Raw genomic sequence first — 22,722 nt, forward strand, 5'->3', positions numbered from 1 at the left:
TTCTCAAAGGTCTTTGTCTCTCTTAAGACAACTCCTATATTCTAGCAAATCTAGAATAGTTTGTCAACACTTTTTTCGAAGTTTTTTTACTTCTCGTGTTCGCCGCCCCTTCCGAAACAGCTTATTTATAATATCATCTCTGACTTATCTTGTCAATAACTTTTTTAAAGTTTTGGAACCTTTTCAAGTTTGTGGCAAGTCTGTTAAGACAACTTTTATATCTTAACACCCAAATCAATACTTGTCAATAGGGTTTTTGAAAAAAATAAAGCAGTACAATCATGTACTGCTAAATAAATTATTTAAAAATTTCTTTTACTTGCATTATAACCATATTTTTCAATGAAATCTTGGCGAAACTCAAGTAAATTGTCATCTATAATAGCTTGTCGTACCTTGGCCATTAAATTTACCAAGAAGTAGAGATTATGATAACTTGTCAGGCGAATTCCAAACGTTTCATCTGCTTTCAACAAATGTCTCACATAAGCACGTGTGTAATTCTTACATGTATAACAATCACACTCAGGATCTATAGGGCTAAAATCTTCTGCATACGCCGCATTTTTAACCACAAGACGTCCTTGACTCGTCATACAAGTTCCGTTACGAGCAATTCGTGTTGGGAGAACACAATCATACATATCAACGCCACGGATAACACCGTCAATCAGACTATCTGGTGCTCCTACTCCCATGAGATAACGTGGTTTATTCTCAGGAAGTAAAGGTACAGTAAAGTCTAGAACCGCATTCATCTCTTCATGAGTTTCTCCAACCGCAAGACCTCCAATTGAGTAACCTGGAAAATCCATGGAAACCAAATCCTGTGCAGACTGTCTGCGAAGATCTTCAAAACCTGCTCCCTGCACAATTCCAAATAGGCCTTGATCATGTGGGCGACGGTGTGCTTTTAGCCCTCGTTCTGCCCAACGACTTGTCCGTTCAATAGAATTTTTCACATAATCGTATGGTTGGTAAAATTGAGGACATTCGTCAAAGCTCATCATAATATCTGAACCGAGATTATTCTGAATCGAGATCGCTTTTTCAGGAGATAAAAACATCTTACTTCCATTAAGGTGATTTTTAAATGTTACACCTTCTTCAGAAATATTGCGTTTTTCTGCCAATGAATAAACTTGGAAACCACCGCTATCTGTAAGAATCGCTTGATCCCAATTCATGAATTTATGGAGTCCTCCAGCTTTAGCAACGAGCTCATCACCAGGTCTTAGCCATAAATGATAGGTATTGGCCAAAATAATCCCTGAACCCATCTGTTTTAATTCTTCAGGGGATTGCGTTTTTACTGTAGCTTGGGTGCCTACAGGCATAAACATCGGCGTTGGAAAAGTTCCATGAGGCGTGATAATTTCCCCCAGACGTGCTCCTGTGTGTTTTTCTTTCTTTATAAGACGATATTTAATTGGAAAATCAGTCATTTATACTCCTTACATTAGGAAAAACAGTCCTAAGTATTTTTTAGTCAGTGGTCATTATCCACAACCGCTTTAGTTTATCAAAAATTACAAGAATTGTCAGCTCTATATTTTCAAACTCTCGATGAATACCATCAAACACCAACACTAACATTCATAGCAAACAAAAAAACAACAGTCTCGAGCACTGTTGCTTTCAATAACGTCTTATGCTGAAAGAACTTTACGTCCTTTACGACGACGAGCTGCAAGAACACGACGTCCGTTTTTAGTTGACATACGGTGACGGAATCCGTGTTTACGTTGACGACGGATTTTACTTGGTTGATAAGTACGTTTCACGTTGAATACCTCCTGATAGATTTTCGTATTCGTTTAGCCGGCTATTTTTGATCAGTTACTAAACATACCATACTATTTTATAGTAATAGCTTAATCTTGTCAAGAATTACTTAGATATTAATTTTATTATATCTTTGAAACCCTTAGGCTGGTGATAATTGTAGACCACATTACTATCCCTATATCATCGCTTGCTCATAACCTTCTTGCTATTTTAGCTATTTTCTTGAGCACCTCTTTTCGCTTATGGTCACCCATATACTCAACAGGTGAAATCTGGGTAACTTTGACCGATTTAATACCACAAGGTTTTAGGACTTGAAATTTTAGAACTTTGCTATAATCTTGAACTAAAGGTAGAACTATCTTTGGTGTATTGTGGGTTGTAATAATCCAAGCTTTCCCTGTCAGTTTACCATCCAATCCACGGGGTTTATTTTCATAGGCAAACCCAGCAACAAAAACGCGTTCAATAAATCCTTTCAAGATAGCCGGCATTCCACTCCACCAAGTTGGAAAAATAAAAATCAACTGATCTGCCCAAATTATTAAATCTCGATAGTCTTTCATAGCTACATCGTGCGCTAGGTCTCTTCTCCTATGCGTTGTATCAAAGCGTAAAACAGGATCGAACCGCTCTTTATACAAATCTAGAACCTTTAACTCATGTTTAGACGATAAATTCTCCTTGATAGTCTCTAGTATAGAGGCATTGTAGCTCTTGTCGTTTGGATGTGCGTAAATAATTAAGGTTTTCATTGTTTAGCTCCTTTAACGTAGATGTCTAACATAGTACTAACAGTCTCTTTAATAGTGTTACTATTGAAATTATCACCAATAGGACTCCTTACCAAAACAGCTAATCCAGTAATAAAACTCCAGATATGAACTAATATTTCTGTCTCACTACCAGAAATGTTCATTTCACTTTTTAGCTTCAAAACCACACTCTTAAAGTGCTCAAATCCTGGTAAATGGGCATTAACAGAGATACTGCCCTGGGTTAGTTCCATATAATTGAAAGGAAACTTAATAAATAAGGCCTCAAAACTGTTTGTTTCTTTTTGAGCAAATTCCACAAAATTACAGCCCATTAATACTAATTGATCCCTTACATCAAGAGAAGAGCCTATTCCTTGTGTCAGATACTTCAAAAAGATCTCAGATAAACGCTCTAAAACTACCTGAAGATATACACCCTTATTTTCAAAGTGCTTATAGGGTGCTCCATGGGTGATCCCGCATTTTTGAGCCACCGTTCGGATAGATAGTTGATCGATCCCTCTTATTCTTATCTCCTCAATTCCAGTTGTGATTAACTTTTCCTTCAATTCAGCAGTATTACGTTTCATTTTGACTCCTATTTGCATATAAGTAGACAGCGATTACTTTTTATTAAAAGTATACACCGTCTACTTTTAATTGTCAAAAAAAACTAGCCTTCAAATAAGACTAGTTTCTGTAAGCAATAACGCTATTCTAATTATACTTTTGTCACAACAACGTAACGATTAGGATCGTCCCCTTCCGAGTGACTTTCAACACCTTCAATTTGAGAAAGTGCCTTATGGATAATTTTTCGTTCGCTATTCGTCATTGAATCCATAACGTACTCTCGACCTGTTTCTTTTACTTTAGCCGCCGTTTTTTCTGCTAGATCAATCAAAGTCTCTGTGCGTTGCTCCAAATAATCACGAACATTGAGAACAACACTAAAGCGTTTAGAATGACGATCGTGCAAATAATTTTGCGCTAAAAGTTGTAAAGACTTGAGAACCTTGCCATGATAACCGATAACACGACCAGGTTGGTCTGTTTCAATCTGAATGATAATATTGCGACGATTGTGACTAACCTCTAGACTAGCATCAACATCCATTTCATAGATAATTTTTTCGAGGTAAGATAAAACATCATCTGCAGCTGCTTGAATATCTTCTAAATTATTTTCAGAAGAATCATCTGAACTAAACTCAGATGCCACAAAAGCACTGAAATCTCCTTCTGAAGTTTCCAGAGTTTGAACTTGAGCAACTGGTTCTAGTTGAGGTTCAAGCGAACTTGCCATAAATTCTGTAGCATCCTCTTCTGATGACTCACGTTTAACAGATAGAGGAATAATTGTTGCCTTTGGTTGCTCCTGTTTCTTATCTGTCAACTCTTCACCAAGGGGCTCTGTAGATACTGGTTGCTTTAAGTTTTCTTGTGCAATTTCCTTATTATCTGAAACCGTAACGAGTTTTGTCACTTTATTGAAAGCAATCGTTTCGTCTTTTGGACTTGCGACAGAATCGTCGAATTGTTTTATAGCATCAGGAGCCACTTTAACGGTGTTTTGATCTGCTTCATGAGCTATCTTTTCATTTATTGGTTCAATGCTAACTCGAGCTGGCTTCTTTCCGAACCCTAGAAAACCTTTTTTCTCACGAGAAATCACCTTAATATGAGCCCTCATACGGGGTAAATTAAGATCTTTCAAACCTTTTTCAATAGCTTGTTCGACTGTTCGTCCAGAATAGACAACCATAATAAGCCTCCTTATTTACGTTTATGCGCCTTTTTCTTGGCACGACGAATCTTAGCTTTACGTTCTTTTTCTTCCATTTCCAAACGATTACGTTCTTCGATGATTTTAAACGGATTATTAAAAACCAAAATCTGAATAACTTGGAAGGCGTTTGAAACTGCCCAGTAAAGTGCTACCCCTGAAGAAATCTGAGTTCCAAACCAGAAAATAAAGATTGGAAGCATGATATTCATAACAAGAAGCATTGCACTACGATCTTTAGCTGCCTTATTGGTCAACCAAGTTGAAAGGAAGGTGAAAGCAGCCGCCAAAATCGGAAGAATAAAGTAAGGGTCTTTCTGACCTAAGTCAACCCAGAGGAATGTTCCTTCTCGCAATTCTGGCACTCGCGTGAGCGCTCCATAAAGAGCCATCAAAATAGGAAATTGAATCAAGAGAGGAACAAAGCTTGCGTAAGGATTTACACCATGCTCTTTATAAAGATCTTGTTGTGCATAAGCAAGAGCTTCACGATTCTCGCGTCCAGGATACTCACTCTGCAAGCGACGTAACTCTGGCTGCAACTCTTGTAGTTCACGGCTTGACTTAATTTGGCGATTATAAAGAGGAATCATTACCGCACGAATTAAGATCGTGAAAATGATAATCCCTAATCCAATGGAACCTCCAAATGAGAGCCCTTGAATAGCCTTCCCAAACATTAAAATGAGACGTTCCCAAAGGCCTGTAGAATAACTTGTAACATCACTTCGTCCACATGCGGACAAAAGCAAGAGAACTCCTGCACCTAAAATAGATAAATTAAGTTTTTTCTTCACTAAAAACTCCTTTTTAATACGATAAAGAACTGCTTGCTTCCATTCATTAATGACTATCTCAAAAATCAGGAATGATCTTAGTTTATCCTACAATGTAAAGAAGCAAAATAATTTTCTAGTCCTTATATAACTTTGCTATTTTTAAGACATGAACGAGATTGCTATAAATGTCTTGATAACTTAAGTCTTCGACACCTTTACGAGCAATAACGACAAAATCTTGATGTTCTAACTGAGATGACATGTCCATCAGTGCATGTCGTAGACGACGTTTTACCCGATTCCGAGTAACCGCATTACCAAGACGCTTACTGACTGACAAACCTACTCTAAAATGAGGCAGATTACGATCCAGACAGTAGACAACAAATTTTCGATTAGCAACACTGTGTCCTGCATCAAATAATGCTTTAAAGTCTTTCTCTTTCTTAACGCGATAAGATTTTTTCAAAATGCGACTCCAAACTCAAAATTAGTACTATTATATCATAAATAGCAAAAAAGCCCAAAACCTTATGGTTAGGGCCTTAGAGACTTATTTTTTTAGAGCTTTTTGAGCTTCTTTGATTTGCCATTTAACCTGGTCAAAACCAGTTCCACCAAGGGAATGACGACGTTCAACAGCTGTATGAGATTTAAGCGTCTCATAGATGTCCTCTTCAATTAAATCTGAAACTTCTTGATAACGTTCGAGAGGAACATCCTGAAGATAATAACCAGCTTTGGTACACTCAAGGACAAGTTTTCCAACAATCTCATGTGCTTCACGGAATGGAAGTCCTTTAGACGCAAGATAATCAGCCAACTCTGTAGCATTTGAAAAATCTTTCTCTGTTGATTCTGCCATATGCTTGTCGTTAACAGTCATTGTATTGAGCATACCTGCGAGAATATCAATAGCAACAGTAATCGTTTCTACCGTATCAAACATACCTTCTTTATCTTCTTGGAGATCTTTATTGTAGGCTAAAGGTAATGACTTCATCACAGTCAATAATCCAATCAGATTGCCATAGACACGACCTGATTTTCCACGAATTAGTTCTGCCATATCTGGGTTTTTCTTTTGAGGCATAATGGAAGAGCCTGTTGAAAAAGTATCTGATAGAGTCACAAACTTAAACTCGTTAGAACACCAGTTAATGATTTCTTCACAAATACGTGTCATATGCATCATTAGAATACTTGAGTTTGACAAGAATTCGAGAATAAAGTCACGATCAGAAACAGCATCCAAGGAATTGCTATATGGATTTGCGAAGCCCATTAAGTCAGATGTCATATTACGATCAATTGGGAAAGTTGTTCCTGCCAGTGCAGCAGCTCCAAGTGGAGAAATATCCGTATGCTTGATATTAAATTCAAAACGTTCGGCATCACGTGTAAACATGTTGTAATAAGCCATCAAGTGGTGACCAAAAGAAATCGGTTGTGCATGCTGCAAGTGGGTGTAGCCTGGCATAATTGTGTAGGTATGTTTGTCTGCTAGGTTGACTAAAGTACCACGTAAATTATCAAGCTTCTCAATAACTTCCACTAATTTAGCTTTCAGATACAAGTGCATATCCGTTGCCACTTGGTCGTTACGTGAACGTGCTGTATGAAGTTTTCCCGCTACTGGTCCAATTTTAGCTGTTAAAAGGCTCTCCATATTCATATGAATATCTTCATTGGAAACATCGAATTCTAGTTTACCAGCCTTATATTCCTCAAGCAGCTCTTCCAATCCCTGTTTAATTTGTAAAGCTTCCTCTTTGGTAATAATTCCTGTCTCACCAAGCATAGTGACATGGGCAATAGACCCTTTAAGGTCAAACTCTGCCATCTTTTGGTCAAAGGAGATTGAAGCACCAAATTCTTCTACCCATTTTTCAAGACTAGCTTCGAACCGACCGCCCCATAGTTTATGATTTTCTGCCATAGTTTTATTTTGAAGATTTCCCTACACTGAGATAATCTTCCATCCTTTCTTAATACTTATAACAAGTAACGACCTCTTGGGTCACAATAACTTAAATGAAAAAAGCTAGATAGTATTTGTCTAGCTTAATTTGTCTCTCTGGACACTTGTTTTCCTAAATCCCGATCTCAGTCGTAGTTTATTTAGGCTCGTGACGCTTCTCAGAACGCCTTAACGATAATAATATAAGTTATAAGAAAAGAGTATCAGATGTGGCTCCCTGTCCACTTTTATCTGATAAGAAGCATTTTGCTTCTAATATCCTACTTTTCTTATGAAATCTGTCATTAATTGTCAAACGGATGGTTAACTTGAGAATTTACCTGTGTTGGAAGCCCCCAAAGCTTGATAAATCCAATCGCAGCATCCTGATCAAAGCTGTCCGCTGATGTGTAAGTAGCCAAGTTTTCATCATACAATGAATTAGCTGATTGACGTGCTACAACCTGAGCATGCCCTTTATAAAGTTTAACTTTAGCGATACCATTAACAACTTTTTGTGTTTCCTTAATATAAGCAATGATAGCTTGTGTTGCTGGGCTAAACCACAAAGCATTGTAGATAAGGTTTGACAATTCATTTTCAAGAATTGGTTTGAAATGAGAAACTTCACGTACCAAAGTTAGGTCCTCAATTTCTTTATGAGCTGTCAAAAGCGCAATAGCTCCTGGGCATTCATAAATTTCACGTGACTTGATACCCACAAGACGATTCTCAACGTGGTCGATACGTCCAACACCATGCTTACCAGCAATAACATTCATTTCTTGGATAAGGTCAGCCAATTTCATTTCTTTACCGTTAAGGGCAACTGGTTTCCCTTCTTTAAAGGTTACATCGACATATTCAGCTTCATCTGGTGCAGACTCTGGTGAATTGGTAATTCCAAAAGCTTCTTCTGGAGCTTGATTCCAAGGATTTTCAAGAACACCACACTCGTTAGCACGTCCCCAAAGGTTTTGATCGACTGAGTAAGGATTATCAAGATCTGCTGGAACTGGAACACCATTAGCCTTAGCATACTCAATTTCTTCCTCACGAGACCATTTCCATTCACGCACTGGCGCTACTACTTTAAGACTTGGATCTAGGGCAGCAATGGCAACTTCGAAACGAACTTGGTCATTACCTTTACCAGTACAACCGTGAGCGATAGTTGTTGCTCCTGTTTCATGAGCAATCTCAACTAATTTTTTAGCAATAATTGGACGGCTAAGCGCTGAAACCAAAGGATACTTTTGTTCATAGTAAGCGTGAGCCTGAAGTGCTGGAAGCACATAGTCTTCAGCAAACTCGTCTTTAACATCAAGCACGTATGACTCGATAGCTCCGACTGTCAAAGCTTTGTCATGGATGAACTCAAGATCTTTACCTTCACCGACATCCATACAAACAGCGATAACATCGTAATCTTTTTTAAGCCATGTAATAGCGACTGAGGTATCAAGACCTCCCGAATAGGCAAGAATAACTTTCTCTTTTGACATAATATTTTCTCTTTTCTTATATTTTCTTACGGTTGCTATCTCTATCAACCTTACGAGATTTATTATATTGCATATTTATTCACTTGTCAACAGTTTTTTGTTATTTTTTTATATTTATTTCGTTTTTATTTGTTTTTATTTATTATTTCGACCCAAAAAGTGCGTAATTTTTAATTTTTATTCACTTTTATGCAAGGAATGGTGGAAAATAAAAAAACACTCTTGAAACGATACAAATAGACTCAAAAGCATCTTTAACTATCTATCTTCTAAAATGCCAAAAGGCCTGTACAAAGTACAGACCTTTTGAACAACAGCATCATCGGTAGAGAACACAACAGCAATTTTAGATAGAATGAATGAGGGAAATTATTATGTTTAAGGGACTAACTTAAACCATACATTCTTCTTGCTCTCTAACCTTGATTACATTATAGCATGCAATCCCAAAATGTATATCTTCATTTCCTAAAATGTCGAATTTCACTCACAGAATGTATTTTTTATCCCAATCTGCACTAATCCTCTTAAAAACAAAAAAGGCTTGATTTCTCAAGCCTATTAATTTCTATAAAAAAGATATGTAATTGGACGAGCGGCCAATAAAAAATGGGGATTAGGAAAAAGTTATATAAAAGTACATTATTTATTTTCATAAAGTGTATGTAGATTTCAATAAGATTGACGATGTCTCATTTCCGAATCACATATCTTGATTACATAATAACTTTTTTCAATTTAATTGTCTATACGATTTCATAGAATGTCGTTTTTTCATCCTGAACTGCATTATTTTTAGTTATTTTTTTATAAATCTCTAAATTCCATCACTAAAGGACATCTATTTTGTGTTTTTACAGAATTTGCTCACCTATAAGATAATCAATCACCTATAAAATAAACACATGCTTTTTTAGACTAAAAAGAACATTAGTCGATGACTAATGTTCTTTTACATCTGACCATTTTTTAAGCAAGGCCTTCATTTTCAAACGTGAAACTGGACAAGAATCGCCATTCTCAAAGTAAATCATCAACTGACTCTTATCAATACGAGAAATATTATCCAAATTAACTAAAAACGAACGATGACAAGAAAAGAGTTTTTTATTCACCGAAGTAATATCTCCAAGATTGGCATAAAACTCCAAACGCTCTGTTTTGGTAATCAGCATCACCTTATGAGGTGTCACAGCAGTCGCAAAATAATAAATATCTCTCATAGGGACTTGGATTCGAGACTGTGCTGTTTCAAACACAAATATCTCATCATCATCCACATCTCCAACTTTTTGATTTACAAAAGTCAATGTTTGTTTTAGTTGTTGTTTGAACTCTGCATTAGAAACTGTCTTATCAATAAAATCTAACGCAGAAACCTTGTATTTAAAACTAATCGGTGCAAACTCTGAGTGAGTTGTCACAAAAATAATAACCGCATTAGCATCTTGTTGGCGAATTTCTGAGGCGACTTCTAGCCCCTTCTTTCGCTCACCATCAATATCAATATCTAAAAGGAAAACCTGATGGTTACCCTTCTCGTTGATACCGGACAATAGTTTGTGGGGTTTAGAAAAAACTTCAAGTTTTCGTACGGAAAACGTGCCCTCTGAAACCAATTCTCTGATGATGTCACTAATACGTGTTTGTTGCATTAAGTCATCTTCTAAAATGTAAATATTCATATTAGGGCCTCATTTCTAGTATTTGCATCATTTTATGATTCTGACTACGGACAGAGAAGGACGTATTCGGATAACGTTCCAAGATATCTTGAACAGCATTAACACCTATACCACCCCCAGGATGAGGAGTCTGGGTACTCATCATTGAAAGTGGAACTTGCTCATCTGCAATTGTACTTTCAATAATAAAACTCTGGCAATCTTCTTCATCAAAATAGGCCAGACTAATGAAACCCTCACTGGCTTTACGAGCACCATCAATAGCATTATCCATGAGGTGACCCAAAACCACAGCTAAATCTAAATCAGTTAGATAGTTATGAGTCACTGGATCTGGAATCTCTGCATGAATATTGAGTCGATACATCTGAGCTTCATGATATTTTGATGAAAGTAGACTATGAATACTTGGGTTTTGGATATTATCCAAATCTGTGACCTGAGTCGAAAAGCTGTGCTGATCTCGATTGACATAAAGATCAACTAAATCTTTTTTGTAAGAACGAATATCTCCTGTTCTTTCGATATCTCTCAAATTATTAAGCAGAAAATTATAGTTAGAGCGAACATGCATCAAGTCTCTATACAAACCTTCCACCCTAGTATTCTCGCGCTTCAAATCATCAAGATAGTTGGCTTGCTTCATCGCCAAATCCTGCTCTATTTTTTCCTTAGCAAACTGGTTCACAGCTCCTAGTACAAAGAGGAGTAAGTAGAGATATCCCATTACCAATGGTACACGAAACCTACTCTCAAGATGTAACTCTGGAAAATAAGTATCAAATGTCGACACCAAAAAGATAACTAAATAATAAAGCAAAAGAAGCATGTTGACCAAACCCAGACGGTTCTTTTTTTCTTGTTGGGCAGCAACTTTCAAGATATCTGTAAAATCTAGACGTAAAATAAAATCTACTATTCTGACCGTCAACATGACAAAGGAAAGTGGTACCATAGACCACCAAATATTGTTGTTTAAAGTAGCAGCAGTTATTCCAAGTATCGGCGGGAAGAAGAAGGTAGCCAAAAAACGTCTTGCCAAATCGACTAGTACCACCGGATAAAAACCTAGAAAAAAGCGCTCTACAGAAGTGACACTTTTATTCAGTTGATAACTAAATGTCAATGTTACAATGGCTACTAAGGGAGGTACTATGCCTATGTAGCGTCCAATGAGTTGTCCCCAAATGCATAGAGCAACATCAAATAACAAATAAAGCATACGATTTTTAAGATTAGTGTTTTGCCCACCAATACGTAAGTAGATATCCCAAATGATGACAAACATCAAAATTTGAAATAAGATGTTACCCAGCATAGTTATCCTCCTTTCTACGATTATAGTCCTACCGTGACAATTTGATAGGTTTTAAATAATTCTTTTTTATTTGTTAAACCGATACCGTTTGACCAGCAAAACTGAGCAAAATCACGACTAATAGCCAGACTATCGTCTAGTTTAGGATCAGCTTCCTGGTTGGTATTCTCAAGAATAAAGCTGAGATTGCCATCCTCATTCTGTTGAATAAGGAAACCAATATCTGTCTCCGGTTCCTTGGCCCAAAGTTTTTCAGCTAAGTTCATGCAACGTTCTAAAACTCTAATAAGAACTGCAATATTTAAATTGTTAGGATAAGCATCAACGTTGACATCCAACCTAACGGTGATACCCTTTTGTTCCAAAGGAATGATTTGGTTTACAATCCAACTTCTTAATACCGGATAAGGAATCTCGAACAGAGGAGCCAACTTATCATTTAAGTCCAAATTATCAAGTTTAAGATGATTCAAATGCTCATGATAAACGGATAAAACCTCTGATAATTGATTTTTAGCCAATGGAGTCTCAAGAGCTACCAAAAGACTCTCAAAGTCTTTTTCAATAGGCTTTACTTTTGTAAAAAGATCCTCAATATGTTTATTATAGACTTCCAAGTTATAGACATAGGTCTCCACAGCTTCCTTACTACGTTCTCTGACAAATTTATGAGAATAGCGGTTCAAGGTTGTTACCATTAGGAGATAAACTGCCATTGCAATAAAAATTGGCCCTCCCACATTACTACCTGTTGATACCAAAATAGTACTACAAGTAATGTAGAGTGCAAAGGTCAGATCAACGGCTATCAACAGACGTTCGCGACCACGTGAATAAATCAATTCCTTGACCTTATCAACATCTGAACTTGAAAGATAATTGACATAGAGAAAGAATGGGTAAATCAGTACAAAAGATAACAATTTGAGGAAGAAGTTTTCTTGAATCTCACTTAAAGTCATATTTGTAAACAGATTATTGAATACATAAAATGGGGTAAAAGTCGCAAATAAATCTGTAAAAATAACCGAGAAAGCTCCAAAAAAGAGGCTTGCCCAGAGCGTCAAACGATGTTCCCGCCGTTCCTTTAAGGCCAAAGCTAAAAAGATAACAACTTGATAATAGAAGCCATCACCCTTACCAAGTGATACCACTATACCTAAGAGACTTAAACAAAATACTTTCCAGTAAGCTAGTGTGCTTCTTGTTAGTTTTTTATAAATAAACCAGGTAATATGAAAACTAATAATTTGAATAATACTATTTTCAAGGGATACCATGGTCCAAAGTTGTAAGTTCATGATAATATTTCCTGTTTATACTCAAGAGACATTTTCGTCATCTTCTTCAATGAGTTCTTGACCTGCCTTTTTCAAAATATCCTGATAGGTTTGTTCAATAAGGTCAAAATCCCCACTATCAATACTTGTCTGCATACTAATGAGTATGTTTTCATAATCATGTTTAAATGAGCGTACACTCTTATAGGCAGTTTCGATTTTTTCATTATAAGCTTCCAGACTCCTCAAATGCTCCTCTTGTTCTCTAAGAATTTTACTATCACGAACATCTTTACCGTAGGAAACAAAACGAACAAGAATATACATGTGTATAAGAAAACCAACCCAAATATAAATTTGAGGGTAACCCGGGAGGTAGGTCTGACTCAGGAGCAAGGAGAATATCTCCTGTTTAAAGAGGATAAGCAGATAACTGATAATTAAAATATGATCAACTTGCAAGAGCATGCTCTTATATTTACCCTGCAAGTCCTGATATGGTTCCTTAAAAAAGCTATCTAAACCGAACATTTTTTGCAAGCCTAGAAAGAAAGGAAGAACAACACTATCTACAGCCAAGATTCCTAAATGGTTTGGAACCAACTCGACCGGCTTATTAAAGAAAACTCGGAAAAGATAAAAACTAAAGAAACTTGTAATCAAGGTCCAAAAGACAGGGGCAAAGAAAGCATAAAAATACTTTTCTTCCCGTAAAGCCTGAGGTTTTTCAAGAAAAATAAAGACTAGGAGATAGATTGCATCTGGAATATCAATTTGCCATAGCACCTTGGCTAACCACTTAACGGCAGTTACTACGATTACATAAGGAATATAACGGTAAGTAAAAACATCTAGATAAGCCATTCTAGCTAAAATCACAAGATGTGAAACGACAACAACCAAAGCAATAAGACCATCAATCGCAAGTTGCATATGCTTTTCCCCTTTCTATTTTCCCTTATCCTCCACAAATATTATCTTTGATTTATCAATTATCCTGAAAAGAGAGGACCTGAGTAAAATGATGGTCACAACTACGAGTCTCAAGATTTACTTTTGGATAGCGATTAAGTATATCTGCGACCTTAGACAAACCAAGTCCTCGGCCTTCACCTTTGCTAGAAACCCCTTCATCAAAAATCCTTGACACAGGAATACGTTCTTCTCTGGTTGTATTATCAATAACCAAGATAAGATAACCTTGATTTTTAAAGAAGGATATGGTTAAAGTAGGATTTTCAGAATCCACTGCCGACTCAATAGCGTTGTTTAAGAAGACAGAAGAAATCACAACCAAATCTAAGGCCTCTATCTGAGTTGACGATATAACATCTGGTAACTCCAAATTGACCTTAATTCCTAAGTTCTCTGCCTCAAGCACTTTAGCAGAAAAGAGACTCTTGAGAGACGTGATTTCTAAGTTGATCAAACGTGACAATTCATAATTTGACAAAGTTAAGCTATTTCCAGATTTCTCTAAAAGCTCTGCATACTCTTGTTTCAAAGCAGGTAAGTCTCGACGTTGGATACTAACCTCCATTGTCTTAAGTCCTTCAAGATAATCCTTCTTCACCTGAGAAATATCATTATAGAGATTTTCTAAACGGTGGCTATATTCCTCTAAACTTTCCTCATGTCTAGCCATTTCTTCGGCCAACTGGTTTTTCACTCTTCTCTTAGAATAGATATTAAGCTGAGCAAAGAGCAAAATAAAGAGAATGGAGTAAACAATCGTAATACTGCCTGCTAAATAAATAAAGAGGCCTGTGTAAGGAAAGATGTTACTGGCATAGAAAATAATTAAAGATAAAACAATATAAGCCAGAGTAACCCCAACCAATAAGCGTTGCCTAACTTGGTAAGTATGGTTATTTCCCATAACATTGAGAGCACCAAAGTCAATAAAGAATACTTTGACAATCAGATGAAAAATTGGATAAATCAAGAGATAAGACAGAGCAATAAGTACTGGGGTGTCCTTGACCTGTAAATAATTAATTTGAAAAATCCATGGGAAAAAGTAAAGTTGAAGCAGTTTCGAGGTGACTTCAACAAAAACCCACGGCAAAAAGGTGAAAAGAAAAGAATTCTTTTCACTACTTGATATTTTATTTAAGAAAAGATAGCAGAACAAAAGTGCTAAGAGCGACCCTGTAATGCCTCCGACAAATAGAGAGAGCAAGAGACTCCCTGCGATAAACCAGCATTTACTCTTCCAAGTTTTGAGCAAACCTGACATATCGTGACTAACAATTAAAATAGCCAATAGACGTAGAACCGTAAACAAAACGATCATCTCTAGACTCCCCCCTTTCCTTTCAAAAATCAACCTACTTTATTGTAACATAAATATATAATTTAGCGTCATTCCTATTAGAAAAAGCTAAAAATATAAATTTATTTTTTCTTGGTTAAGAACAATCAATTATTAATATGAGCGTCAGACCATTTCCCATATCCCCTACTTTTCATAAACATAAAAAAGAGCTTAGAAAAACTAAGCTCTTTAACTGACTCATTACCTCTTTTTATGGGTACATGCCAATGACGTAGTAGAAATACCAACCAAATCTTCTCATAATGCTCACTCCTCCCTACTTTTTATTACCAATCTATTATAAAACTAATTTAAAGTTTTGAAAATGATGATATGATTACGAAATATCATCATTATATTACAAATACACTCTTAGTAATACCCCATTAATTGCTGATACATTGTTTATGTGCATTCGAAAACCCAACAATTGTTGGGTTTGTTTTTATAATGTTGCAAGAACTTGATCAATATGTTTGATTGATTTTTCACGACCGAGCAAGAAAATAGTGTCTGGCAATTCTGGACCGTGCATTTCTCCTGAAACAGCAATACGGATTGGCATGAAAAGGTTTTTCCCTTTGATTCCTGTTTCTTTTTGAACAGCCTTAATCTGAGGGAAAATATTTTCAACAACAAACTCATCATCAGACATAGCTTCGAGTTTGGCTTTAAAGGCTTCAAGTACTGTTGGTACTGTTTCACCAGCCATAACTTCTTTTTCAGCCTCTGTCAATTCTGGGAAATCTTCAAAGAAGAGATCTGTAAGAGGAACAATTTCTTCTGCAGCTGTCATTTGTGGTTTGTAGAGTTCCACTAATTTTTCAGCTTTATCTGTTAAACGACCAGCTTCTTCCAAGAAAGGTTTGCAAAGAGCAAAGACCTTATCGAAATCTGCATTCTTAATGTAGTCGTTACTCATCCAATCCAATTTCTTCTGATCAAAGGCCGCTGGTGACTTACTTAGACGGTTTTCATCAAAAAGTTTAATGAGTTCTTCACGAGAAAAGATTTCGTCTTCACCGCCAGGATTCCAACCAAGAAGAGCAATGAAGTTAAAGACTGCTTCTGGAAGGTAACCTTTTTTACGGTAGTCTTCGATAAACTGAAGGGTGTTAGTATCACGTTTAGACAACTTCTTACCAGTTTCAGAATTGATGATAAGGGTCATGTGTCCAAACTCAGGTGCTTCCCAACCAAGAGCTTCATAAACCATGAGTTGTTTTGGTGTATTGGCAATATGATCATCTCCACGAATAACGTGTGAGATTTGCATATCGTGGTCATCAACAACTACCGCAAAGTTGTAAGTTGGGTAACCATCTTTCTTCTGGATAACCCAATCGCCACCGATATTACCACCTTCAAATTCGATATCTCCCTTAACGATATCATGCCATTTATAAATTCCTGACTCATTAACCGCCAAACGAACTGTAGGAACAATACCTGCTGCTTCACGTTCTGCGATGTAGGCAGCTTTTTCTTCTTCAGTCATACCACGGAACTCGTTAATATAACGAGGTGTTTCACCTGCTGCTTCTTGACGTTCGCGCTCTGCAGCCAACTCTTCTTCAGTTACATATGACTTATAGGCTTTACCTTCTGCCAAAAGTTGATCAATATACTTTTGGTAAAGTGGCAAACGCTCTGATTGACGATAATTTTCGTGTGTTTCAGGACTTTCATCCCAGTCAATCCCCAACCAACGCAAGTTATCAAGCTGTGAACGCTCACCATCTTCAACGTGACGTTTACGGTCAGTATCTTCAATACGGATAATGAAAGTACCGCCATGATGACGTGCATAGAGGTAGTTAAACAATGCTGTACGAGCATTACCAATGTGTAGAAGCCCTGTTGGACTTGGTGCGTAACGAACGCGGATATCTTTAGCCAAGATAAATCTCCTTTTTATGTTTCATTCTTCAGTCTTTGGATACCTATTAAGCCTAAAGTCCTTTCCTTTAGAACAACCTTAAGACGATAAGTACCAGTAGACAACTCTATCCCCCAAACTTTCCAAATAAAAATCTAGAAGCGAGTACCAATCTTTTTTATTATATCACAATCTAGGGGTGGTTCGAGAAATTTTGTCAAAAAAACGACTACCTAAAGGTAGACGTTTTCGATAGATTACTTAACGTGTTTAGCAAGATCTTTTTGAGCTTTGTCATTAGATTTCGCTCTTTCTTTAAGCCAATCTTTATAAGCTGAGTCGTATTGTTTCTTAGTTACAACATCATCTTGAGATTTAAGATACTTGAAGTAGTATGTAGAACCTTTATCACCAGCTTGAGCATATGCTCCTGAGAATGGCTTAATACGAGAAATTACAGCGGCTGCACCATTATAAGTAGTCGTTGGGATATAAAGTGCACTATCCGTCAACCATGCCTGAGCTTTTGCATATTTTTCATAACGAGCCGTCAAGTCTGTTGTTTCCTTAGAAGCATCATCAACCAATTGGTCATATTCTTTAAGACCTACTTTTTGAACCGCTTGACTATTTGGATCGTCATAACCCATGAAAGATTTAGTATTTTCACTATTTGTAGTCTTCAAGACATCAAGATAAGTTGATGGATCAAGGTAATCAGGCTCCCAAGCCACACCTACTGACAAGTCCCAATCCTCTGCAGCTGCATTTGAAGCAGAGTAGGTAATATTATAGAAATCATCAGTTGACAATTGGTGAAGATCAAGTACAACATTATCTTTTCCAAGAGCGGATTCAATAGATTGTTTAAGTGACTGCACTTGATTCACAAAGATTTTATTTGACTGATTGACAGGAACATCCAAATGGATTGGGAACTGAACCCCTTCTGCTTGAAGAGCTTCTTTAGCTTTAGCAAATTCAGCCTTAGCTTTTTCTGGATTATAAAGACCATCTTGACTATCTGCAAGATTCACACCAGACCACTCATCACCATAGCTTGGTAATTGATCCATTACCATAGTTCCGAAATCTTTACCATCTGCTTGAACAAAGTCTGGTTTAACATAGATATTACGAACGGCAGTACTACCACCCTCTTTACCGTTAAGTTGTGCAGCATAATTCGTACGGTCAATAGCAAAACCTAATGCTTGACGGAAATCTTTGTTAAGAAGAGCTGTCTTAGTTGATGTCTTTTGCTGGTCATTTTCTTTAGATGTATGACCATAAGTTTGACGATCGATATTAACACCGACACCTTCTACAGCTGCTCCAGGTTGTGTATAGAAAATATTGTCTTTGTACTGTTTTTCAACTTTAGAATAGTTTGAACTAGTTGGGTATAGACGAGCTAAGTTATAGACTCCATCTGTGAAGTTACGTTCCAAGGATTCTTGGTCTGTACCATCATCATAAGTCAATTTAACTGTATCAAAGTAGACATTATCCTTATCCCAATAGTTTTCATTCTTGGTGAACTCAATAGATGATTTCGTTGTCAAAGATTTAAGAAGGTATGGACCGTTATAGAGAATAGAAGTCGGATCTGTTGACTTACCAAAGTCTTTACCTTTAGATTTCAAGAATTCTCCATTAACAGGCCAAGTAACAGAGTAGGTCAATTTTGAATTCCAATAAGGTTCTGGTTGACTAAGCGTATATTGCAAGGTGTAATCATCAACAGCCTTGATACCTACATTTGAAAAGTCCTTGTTGGCACCTGAAAGGTAATCATTCAAGCCCTTAACTGAGTTTTGTAGCAAATAAATCGCTTCAGAATTTGTATCCGCAGCATGCTTAAGTCCTGTCACAAAGTCTTTAGCTGTTACATTGGCATATTCTTCGCCGTCTGAAGTGTACCATTTGATACCCTTACGAATCTTGTAAGTATAGGTCAAACCATCTTGAGAAACAGACCAGTTTTCAGCGACAGAAGGTTTTAGATTCCCGTATTGGTCATTTTCAAACAAACCATCAACACCGTTACTAACGGCTGTCGTCATATTTTTCTTATTTGTAGAAACATAGTCTAGGGTTGCAGGATCGCCACCGTAGACATAATTATAAGTCTTACCAGACGTCTTACTTGATGACGAGCAAGCCGTTAAAACACCTACAGATAACAGGCCTACGGCTGCCAGTAAAAATACCTTACTCTTTTTCATTCATTGCCTCCTTAAATTTGCAACGTAAAAAATTCAAAAATCAATAATTATGTGTATACGTTTAAATTATACCATAAATTCGAAAAAGCAACACTACTTTCTGAATATTTTTTATTTTCTACTCAAATTTCGTGTTTAGAGCAAGAAAAAAGCCTATCCGAAGATAGGCCCTTTACTACTCTTACAATGAGTTAGGATCAACTTTGATACCAGCACCTTGTGTAGTAGTAATTGAAAGGTTTGTGATGTAAGCACCTTTCGCTGTAGCTGGTTTAGCTTTTTGGATTGCATCGTTAAATGCTTTGAAGTTTTCAACCAATTTTTCAGTTTCGAATGAAACTTTACCGATGATAGCTTGTACGTTACCTGCTTTATCAGCACGGTAAGTGATTTTACCACCTTTAGACTCTTCAACTGCTTTAGCAACGTCCATAGTTACTGTACCAGTTTTAGGGTTTGGCATCAAGTTACGTGGTCCAAGGACACGTCCAAGACGACCAACGATTGCCATCATGTCTGGTGTTGCAACAACAACGTCAAAGTCAAGCCATCCACCGTTGATTTTAGCAACGAGTTCGTCTTCACCAACGAAGTCAGCACCTGCTGCTTTAGCTTCTTCAGCTTTAGCACCACGAGCAAATACAAGAACGCGTTGAGTTTTACCAGTACCGTTTGGCAATACCATTGCTCCACGGATTTGTTGGTCAGCTTTCTTAACGTCGATGTTAAGGTTGTATGATACTTCAACAGTAGCATCAAATTTTGCGAAGTTAGTTTCTTGTGCAAGAGCTACAGCTTCTTCTACGCTGTAAGCTTTTGTGCTGTCGATTTTCTCAAGAGCAGCACGCATTTGTTTGCTTTTTTTAGCCATGTTAATTATTTCTCCTTGTGTAATGTGGTCATAACGACTTTCATCTTCCACGTCACTCAGCGAAGTGAGACGACGTCTGTGGTTTTCTTGTTAACTGAATTAGTCAGTAACAGTGAATCCCATTGAACGTGCAGTACCTTCGATCATACGCATAGCTGATTCGATGTTTGCAGCGTTCAAGTCAGGCATTTTAGTTTCAGCAATTTCTTGTACTTGTGCACGAGTTACTGAAGCAACTTTAACTGAGTTTGGAGTACCTGAACCTTTTTCAACACCTGCAGCTTTTTTCAAAAGAACAGCAGCTGGTGGTGTTTTAGTGATGAAATCAAATGATTTATCTTCATACACAGAGATAACAACTGGGATGATCATACCAGCTTGGTCAGCTGTACGAGCGTTAAACTCTTTAGTGAATCCCATGATGTTGATTCCGGCTTGACCAAGAGCTGGTCCAACTGGTGGAGCTGGAGTCGCTTTACCAGCAGGAATCTGAAGTTTTACGATGTTTTCGACTTTTTTAGCCATTTTGTAATTTCCTCCTATTGTGGTTTTGGCGGTAAGTAAGTTTTGTTACCTCCCACAAGTATGTTTTTACATACCTTATCTATTATACAGAAATTCTTTTTAGATGCAAGAATTTCTTATTAAGTTTAGGAAAAAATTTACATAAAGGGCTTTTCGAGGTAAAATAGACTTATGATTCTATATAAATTCTTTGCTATAGCATTTTTGATTCTAACACCTATCTTTGCTTTTATTATCCACCGCTTCTTCAGTTTAAAATACCTCGGGCTTAATTTTGCTGACCTTACCTTCCCTCTTTATTTTATTGAGATAGTTGCTGTGTCAGCCCGTTTCTTTACCCATAGCTTTTTGCCTTACATCACCATTTTATTATCCTTGGCGGCTATCATTATCACGATTCAGATGCTAAGAAAAACACAATCCTTCAAGTTTAAACGTTTTCTTAAGTTATTCTGGCGTATCAGCTTTTTTATCACCAGTCTTTTCTATTTAGGGACTGTGATTCTCATTTTTATCGTTTCTTAAAAACCAGCTTAACTCAGCAAATTTATTTTGTGCTGAGTTTTTTTATATCCAACCATGAAAAAAGCAGGCAACCATGCCTGCTTAACTTTTCGGTATTAAGGTTGAACTTGAGTCATTCGGCCAGTATCTACATCATAAACCGCACCGGAGATGATAACATCCTCAGGGATAAGCGGTGACTGACGAAGAATGGCCATATCTTCACGAACACTCTCTTCCACATCTGTGAATGGAAGAAAATCTTGATCAGAAACATCAACACCAAGTTCTTTATTGAGATAGGCGGTAAACTCATCGTTCTTAAAGGTCTGAGCACCACAATCTGTATGGTGAAGAACTACGATTTCTCGTGTCCCCATCTGTTGTTGAGAAATGACCAAAGAACGAATCATATCTTCCGTCACACGACCACCCGCATTACGCAAAATATGAGCGTCACCTAGGGCCAACCCCAAGGCCTGAGCAACGTGAAGGCGTGAATCCATACAAGTCACAATAGCCACCTTAGTCTTTGGTTTCAAGGGAAGATGGGCTGTCCCGTGGAGGTCAACATAGGCTTTGTTGGCATTGAGAAAGTTTTCAAAATAAGACATAATAACTCACTTTCTAATGAAGAAAATAATTTGACTATCAAATTATTTACACACTATCTTATCATCTTTTTATTAACTTGTCAGCTATTGAGTCCGCAACATAAAAAAGGAGAATAAATGCTAACAAGCATCCATCCTCCTTCAATTTATATTATGAACGTTTTGGCAAGTATCTATTAAGCAAGCCTGCAAAGGTTTGAAGATTGAGACTTTGAACATAAATTTCACCTGTTCCTCTAAAGGTATTAACAACACCCTCTCCTGTCCCAATAGACTGCCAGAAACCATTTTCCAGGTGAATATTATAATCAAGTGTCTGACTCCAGGCAACGACATGAGCATTATCAATAGTCACTTCTTGATTGTTTAGCTCAATTTTTTTAATAGAGCCGTAAGCATTTGCCAAGAGAGTTCCTTGGCCTTGGGTAGTCATTACAAAGAAACCACCCTGACCACCAAAAAGAGCCTTACCAACAGACTGGAGCTCCATTGTATAGTAAGCTGTGCCATCAAGTGCTAGAAAGGCACCGTCGTTGAGTCGGTACTGTTTTTCACCTAAATAAAGTGGAATCACTTGACCTGGAGAATCAGGGGCCAAGGCTATATAGCCATTATTGGACTGCGAGACAACCTGAGTAATAAAGCTACTTTCGCCCGAAACCATTGAACGCCCAACTGCTTTTACAAAGCGACCTAAACCTGATCCACTGGCATTTAATTTGGTACTCAGTGTCACATTCGGTGTGTGATATACCATACTGCCACGCTGGATAAAGACTGTTTCACCTTGATTAAGAGATAACTCTACTAAAGGGAACTGCATGTTGCTGTCTGTAAAAAATTGCATAATAAATACCTCCCTATTCTTAAGAAAAGTATAGCATCGAACAGGTATTTTTGCAAGCGCTTCCAAATTCTGGCTTTG

The 22,722-nt window shown here is 37.1% G+C and carries 21 protein-coding genes; 1 reads left to right on the forward strand and 20 read right to left on the reverse strand.

Annotated features, from left to right (window positions below):
* Positions 1–302: 302 nt before the first annotated feature.
* The 18 genes from tgt to rplK all read right to left on the reverse strand — a co-directional run bounded on the left by tgt (position 303) and on the right by rplK (position 20,679).
* Positions 303–1,445 (reverse strand): tRNA guanosine(34) transglycosylase Tgt, encoded by a 1,143-nt coding sequence (gene tgt / locus HMPREF1517_RS05760; RefSeq protein ID WP_037600045.1) that lies wholly within the window; start codon positions 1,443–1,445, stop codon positions 303–305.
* A 204-nt stretch (positions 1,446–1,649) separates the two neighbouring features.
* Positions 1,650–1,784 carry a 50S ribosomal protein L34 gene (gene rpmH, locus HMPREF1517_RS05765; RefSeq protein ID WP_002885866.1) on the reverse strand — a complete coding sequence of 45 codons (135 nt, stop codon included), beginning with the start codon at positions 1,782–1,784 and terminating at the stop codon, positions 1,650–1,652.
* Between the two features lie 195 nt (positions 1,785–1,979).
* Positions 1,980–2,543, reverse strand: a complete 564-nt coding sequence (locus tag HMPREF1517_RS05770; protein ID WP_037600047.1) for an NAD(P)H-dependent oxidoreductase — start codon at positions 2,541–2,543, stop codon at positions 1,980–1,982.
* The gene (locus HMPREF1517_RS05775; RefSeq protein WP_037600049.1) at positions 2,540–3,136 is read right to left on the reverse strand and encodes a TetR/AcrR family transcriptional regulator; all 597 of its coding nucleotides are present in this window, start codon (positions 3,134–3,136) and stop codon (positions 2,540–2,542) included. Before HMPREF1517_RS05775 ends, HMPREF1517_RS05770 begins: the two co-directional genes overlap by 4 nt.
* A 131-nt stretch (positions 3,137–3,267) precedes the next feature.
* Positions 3,268–4,311 (reverse strand): RNA-binding cell elongation regulator Jag/EloR, encoded by a 1,044-nt coding sequence (gene jag, locus HMPREF1517_RS05780; RefSeq protein WP_037600051.1) that lies wholly within the window; start codon positions 4,309–4,311, stop codon positions 3,268–3,270.
* Positions 4,312–4,322: 11 nt separating this feature from the next.
* Positions 4,323–5,129 carry a membrane protein insertase YidC gene (locus HMPREF1517_RS05785; RefSeq protein WP_037600053.1) on the reverse strand — a complete coding sequence of 269 codons (807 nt, stop codon included), beginning with the start codon at positions 5,127–5,129 and terminating at the stop codon, positions 4,323–4,325.
* A gap of 115 nt (positions 5,130–5,244) precedes the next feature.
* Positions 5,245–5,580 carry a ribonuclease P protein component gene (gene rnpA, locus HMPREF1517_RS05790; protein WP_037600055.1) on the reverse strand — a complete coding sequence of 112 codons (336 nt, stop codon included), beginning with the start codon at positions 5,578–5,580 and terminating at the stop codon, positions 5,245–5,247.
* An 84-nt stretch (positions 5,581–5,664) separates the two neighbouring features.
* Positions 5,665–7,050 (reverse strand): argininosuccinate lyase, encoded by a 1,386-nt coding sequence (argH, locus tag HMPREF1517_RS05795; RefSeq protein WP_037600057.1) that lies wholly within the window; start codon positions 7,048–7,050, stop codon positions 5,665–5,667.
* 326 nt (positions 7,051–7,376) lie between these two features.
* Positions 7,377–8,576, reverse strand: a complete 1,200-nt coding sequence (locus HMPREF1517_RS05800) for an argininosuccinate synthase (protein WP_037598503.1) — start codon at positions 8,574–8,576, stop codon at positions 7,377–7,379.
* Positions 8,577–9,517: 941 nt separating this feature from the next.
* Entirely contained in the window at positions 9,518–10,261 is a 744-nt protein-coding gene (locus HMPREF1517_RS05805; RefSeq protein WP_037600060.1) for a response regulator transcription factor, read from the reverse strand.
* Position 10,262: 1 nt separating this feature from the next.
* Positions 10,263–11,579, reverse strand: coding sequence for a GHKL domain-containing protein (locus HMPREF1517_RS05810; protein ID WP_037600062.1), 1,317 nt, complete (start codon positions 11,577–11,579; stop codon positions 10,263–10,265).
* A 20-nt stretch (positions 11,580–11,599) separates the two neighbouring features.
* The gene (locus HMPREF1517_RS05815) at positions 11,600–12,880 is read right to left on the reverse strand and encodes a hypothetical protein (protein WP_037600064.1); all 1,281 of its coding nucleotides are present in this window, start codon (positions 12,878–12,880) and stop codon (positions 11,600–11,602) included.
* A 21-nt stretch (positions 12,881–12,901) separates the two neighbouring features.
* A complete protein-coding gene (locus tag HMPREF1517_RS05820) occupies positions 12,902–13,792 on the reverse strand; it encodes a hypothetical protein (protein WP_037600066.1) in 891 nt (296 codons plus the stop codon).
* Positions 13,793–13,847: 55 nt separating this feature from the next.
* On the reverse strand, positions 13,848–15,155 hold the full coding sequence (locus HMPREF1517_RS05825) for a GHKL domain-containing protein (protein ID WP_037600068.1): 1,308 nt from the start codon (positions 15,153–15,155) through the stop codon (positions 13,848–13,850).
* Positions 15,156–15,621: 466 nt separating this feature from the next.
* Positions 15,622–17,076 carry a glutamate--tRNA ligase gene (gene gltX / locus HMPREF1517_RS05830; protein WP_037600080.1) on the reverse strand — a complete coding sequence of 485 codons (1,455 nt, stop codon included), beginning with the start codon at positions 17,074–17,076 and terminating at the stop codon, positions 15,622–15,624.
* 236 nt (positions 17,077–17,312) lie between these two features.
* Positions 17,313–19,283, reverse strand: a complete 1,971-nt coding sequence (locus HMPREF1517_RS05835) for a peptide ABC transporter substrate-binding protein (RefSeq protein ID WP_037600082.1) — start codon at positions 19,281–19,283, stop codon at positions 17,313–17,315.
* 181 nt (positions 19,284–19,464) lie between these two features.
* A complete protein-coding gene (gene rplA, locus HMPREF1517_RS05840; protein ID WP_037598508.1) occupies positions 19,465–20,154 on the reverse strand; it encodes a 50S ribosomal protein L1 in 690 nt (229 codons plus the stop codon).
* A 99-nt stretch (positions 20,155–20,253) separates the two neighbouring features.
* On the reverse strand, positions 20,254–20,679 hold the full coding sequence (rplK, locus tag HMPREF1517_RS05845) for a 50S ribosomal protein L11 (RefSeq protein ID WP_002885648.1): 426 nt from the start codon (positions 20,677–20,679) through the stop codon (positions 20,254–20,256).
* A gap of 171 nt (positions 20,680–20,850) precedes the next feature.
* On the opposite strand from rplK, the gene HMPREF1517_RS05850 reads away from it, so the two are divergent.
* Positions 20,851–21,204, forward strand: coding sequence for a DUF3397 domain-containing protein (locus HMPREF1517_RS05850; RefSeq protein ID WP_037600084.1), 354 nt, complete (start codon positions 20,851–20,853; stop codon positions 21,202–21,204).
* A gap of 95 nt (positions 21,205–21,299) precedes the next feature.
* On the opposite strand, the gene HMPREF1517_RS05855 is transcribed toward HMPREF1517_RS05850, so the two are convergent.
* Positions 21,300–21,797 (reverse strand): beta-class carbonic anhydrase, encoded by a 498-nt coding sequence (locus tag HMPREF1517_RS05855; protein WP_002886981.1) that lies wholly within the window; start codon positions 21,795–21,797, stop codon positions 21,300–21,302.
* Positions 21,798–21,948: 151 nt separating this feature from the next.
* On the reverse strand, positions 21,949–22,644 hold the full coding sequence (locus HMPREF1517_RS05860; protein ID WP_037598509.1) for a TIGR00266 family protein: 696 nt from the start codon (positions 22,642–22,644) through the stop codon (positions 21,949–21,951).
* Between the last annotated feature and the right edge of the window lie 78 nt (positions 22,645–22,722).

The organism is Streptococcus sp. ACS2 (genome assembly GCF_000525585.1).
Taxonomy (GTDB): Bacteria; Bacillota; Bacilli; order Lactobacillales; family Streptococcaceae; genus Streptococcus.

Bases quoted from the DNA above. Each gene is read 5' to 3' on its own strand.
- tgt (WP_037600045.1), bottom strand. From the start codon at position 1,445: ATGACTGATTTTCCAATTAAATATCGTCTTATAAAGAAAGAAAAACAC.
- HMPREF1517_RS05770 (WP_037600047.1), bottom strand. From the start codon at position 2,543: ATGAAAACCTTAATTATTTACGCACATCCAAACGACAAGAGCTACAAT.
- HMPREF1517_RS05775 (WP_037600049.1), bottom strand. From the start codon at position 3,136: ATGAAACGTAATACTGCTGAATTGAAGGAAAAGTTAATCACAACTGGA.
- jag (WP_037600051.1), bottom strand. From the start codon at position 4,311: ATGGTTGTCTATTCTGGACGAACAGTCGAACAAGCTATTGAAAAAGGT.
- argH (WP_037600057.1), bottom strand. From the start codon at position 7,050: ATGGCAGAAAATCATAAACTATGGGGCGGTCGGTTCGAAGCTAGTCTT.
- HMPREF1517_RS05800 (WP_037598503.1), bottom strand. From the start codon at position 8,576: ATGTCAAAAGAGAAAGTTATTCTTGCCTATTCGGGAGGTCTTGATACC.
- HMPREF1517_RS05805 (WP_037600060.1), bottom strand. From the start codon at position 10,261: ATGAATATTTACATTTTAGAAGATGACTTAATGCAACAAACACGTATT.
- HMPREF1517_RS05810 (WP_037600062.1), bottom strand. From the start codon at position 11,579: ATGCTGGGTAACATCTTATTTCAAATTTTGATGTTTGTCATCATTTGG.
- HMPREF1517_RS05815 (WP_037600064.1), bottom strand. From the start codon at position 12,880: ATGAACTTACAACTTTGGACCATGGTATCCCTTGAAAATAGTATTATT.
- HMPREF1517_RS05820 (WP_037600066.1), bottom strand. From the start codon at position 13,792: ATGCAACTTGCGATTGATGGTCTTATTGCTTTGGTTGTTGTCGTTTCA.
- HMPREF1517_RS05825 (WP_037600068.1), bottom strand. From the start codon at position 15,155: ATGATCGTTTTGTTTACGGTTCTACGTCTATTGGCTATTTTAATTGTT.
- HMPREF1517_RS05835 (WP_037600082.1), bottom strand. From the start codon at position 19,283: ATGAAAAAGAGTAAGGTATTTTTACTGGCAGCCGTAGGCCTGTTATCT.
- rplA (WP_037598508.1), bottom strand. From the start codon at position 20,154: ATGGCTAAAAAAAGCAAACAAATGCGTGCTGCTCTTGAGAAAATCGAC.
- rplK (WP_002885648.1), bottom strand. From the start codon at position 20,679: ATGGCTAAAAAAGTCGAAAACATCGTAAAACTTCAGATTCCTGCTGGT.
- HMPREF1517_RS05850 (WP_037600084.1), top strand. From the start codon at position 20,851: ATGATTCTATATAAATTCTTTGCTATAGCATTTTTGATTCTAACACCT.
- HMPREF1517_RS05855 (WP_002886981.1), bottom strand. From the start codon at position 21,797: ATGTCTTATTTTGAAAACTTTCTCAATGCCAACAAAGCCTATGTTGAC.
- HMPREF1517_RS05860 (WP_037598509.1), bottom strand. From the start codon at position 22,644: ATGCAATTTTTTACAGACAGCAACATGCAGTTCCCTTTAGTAGAGTTA.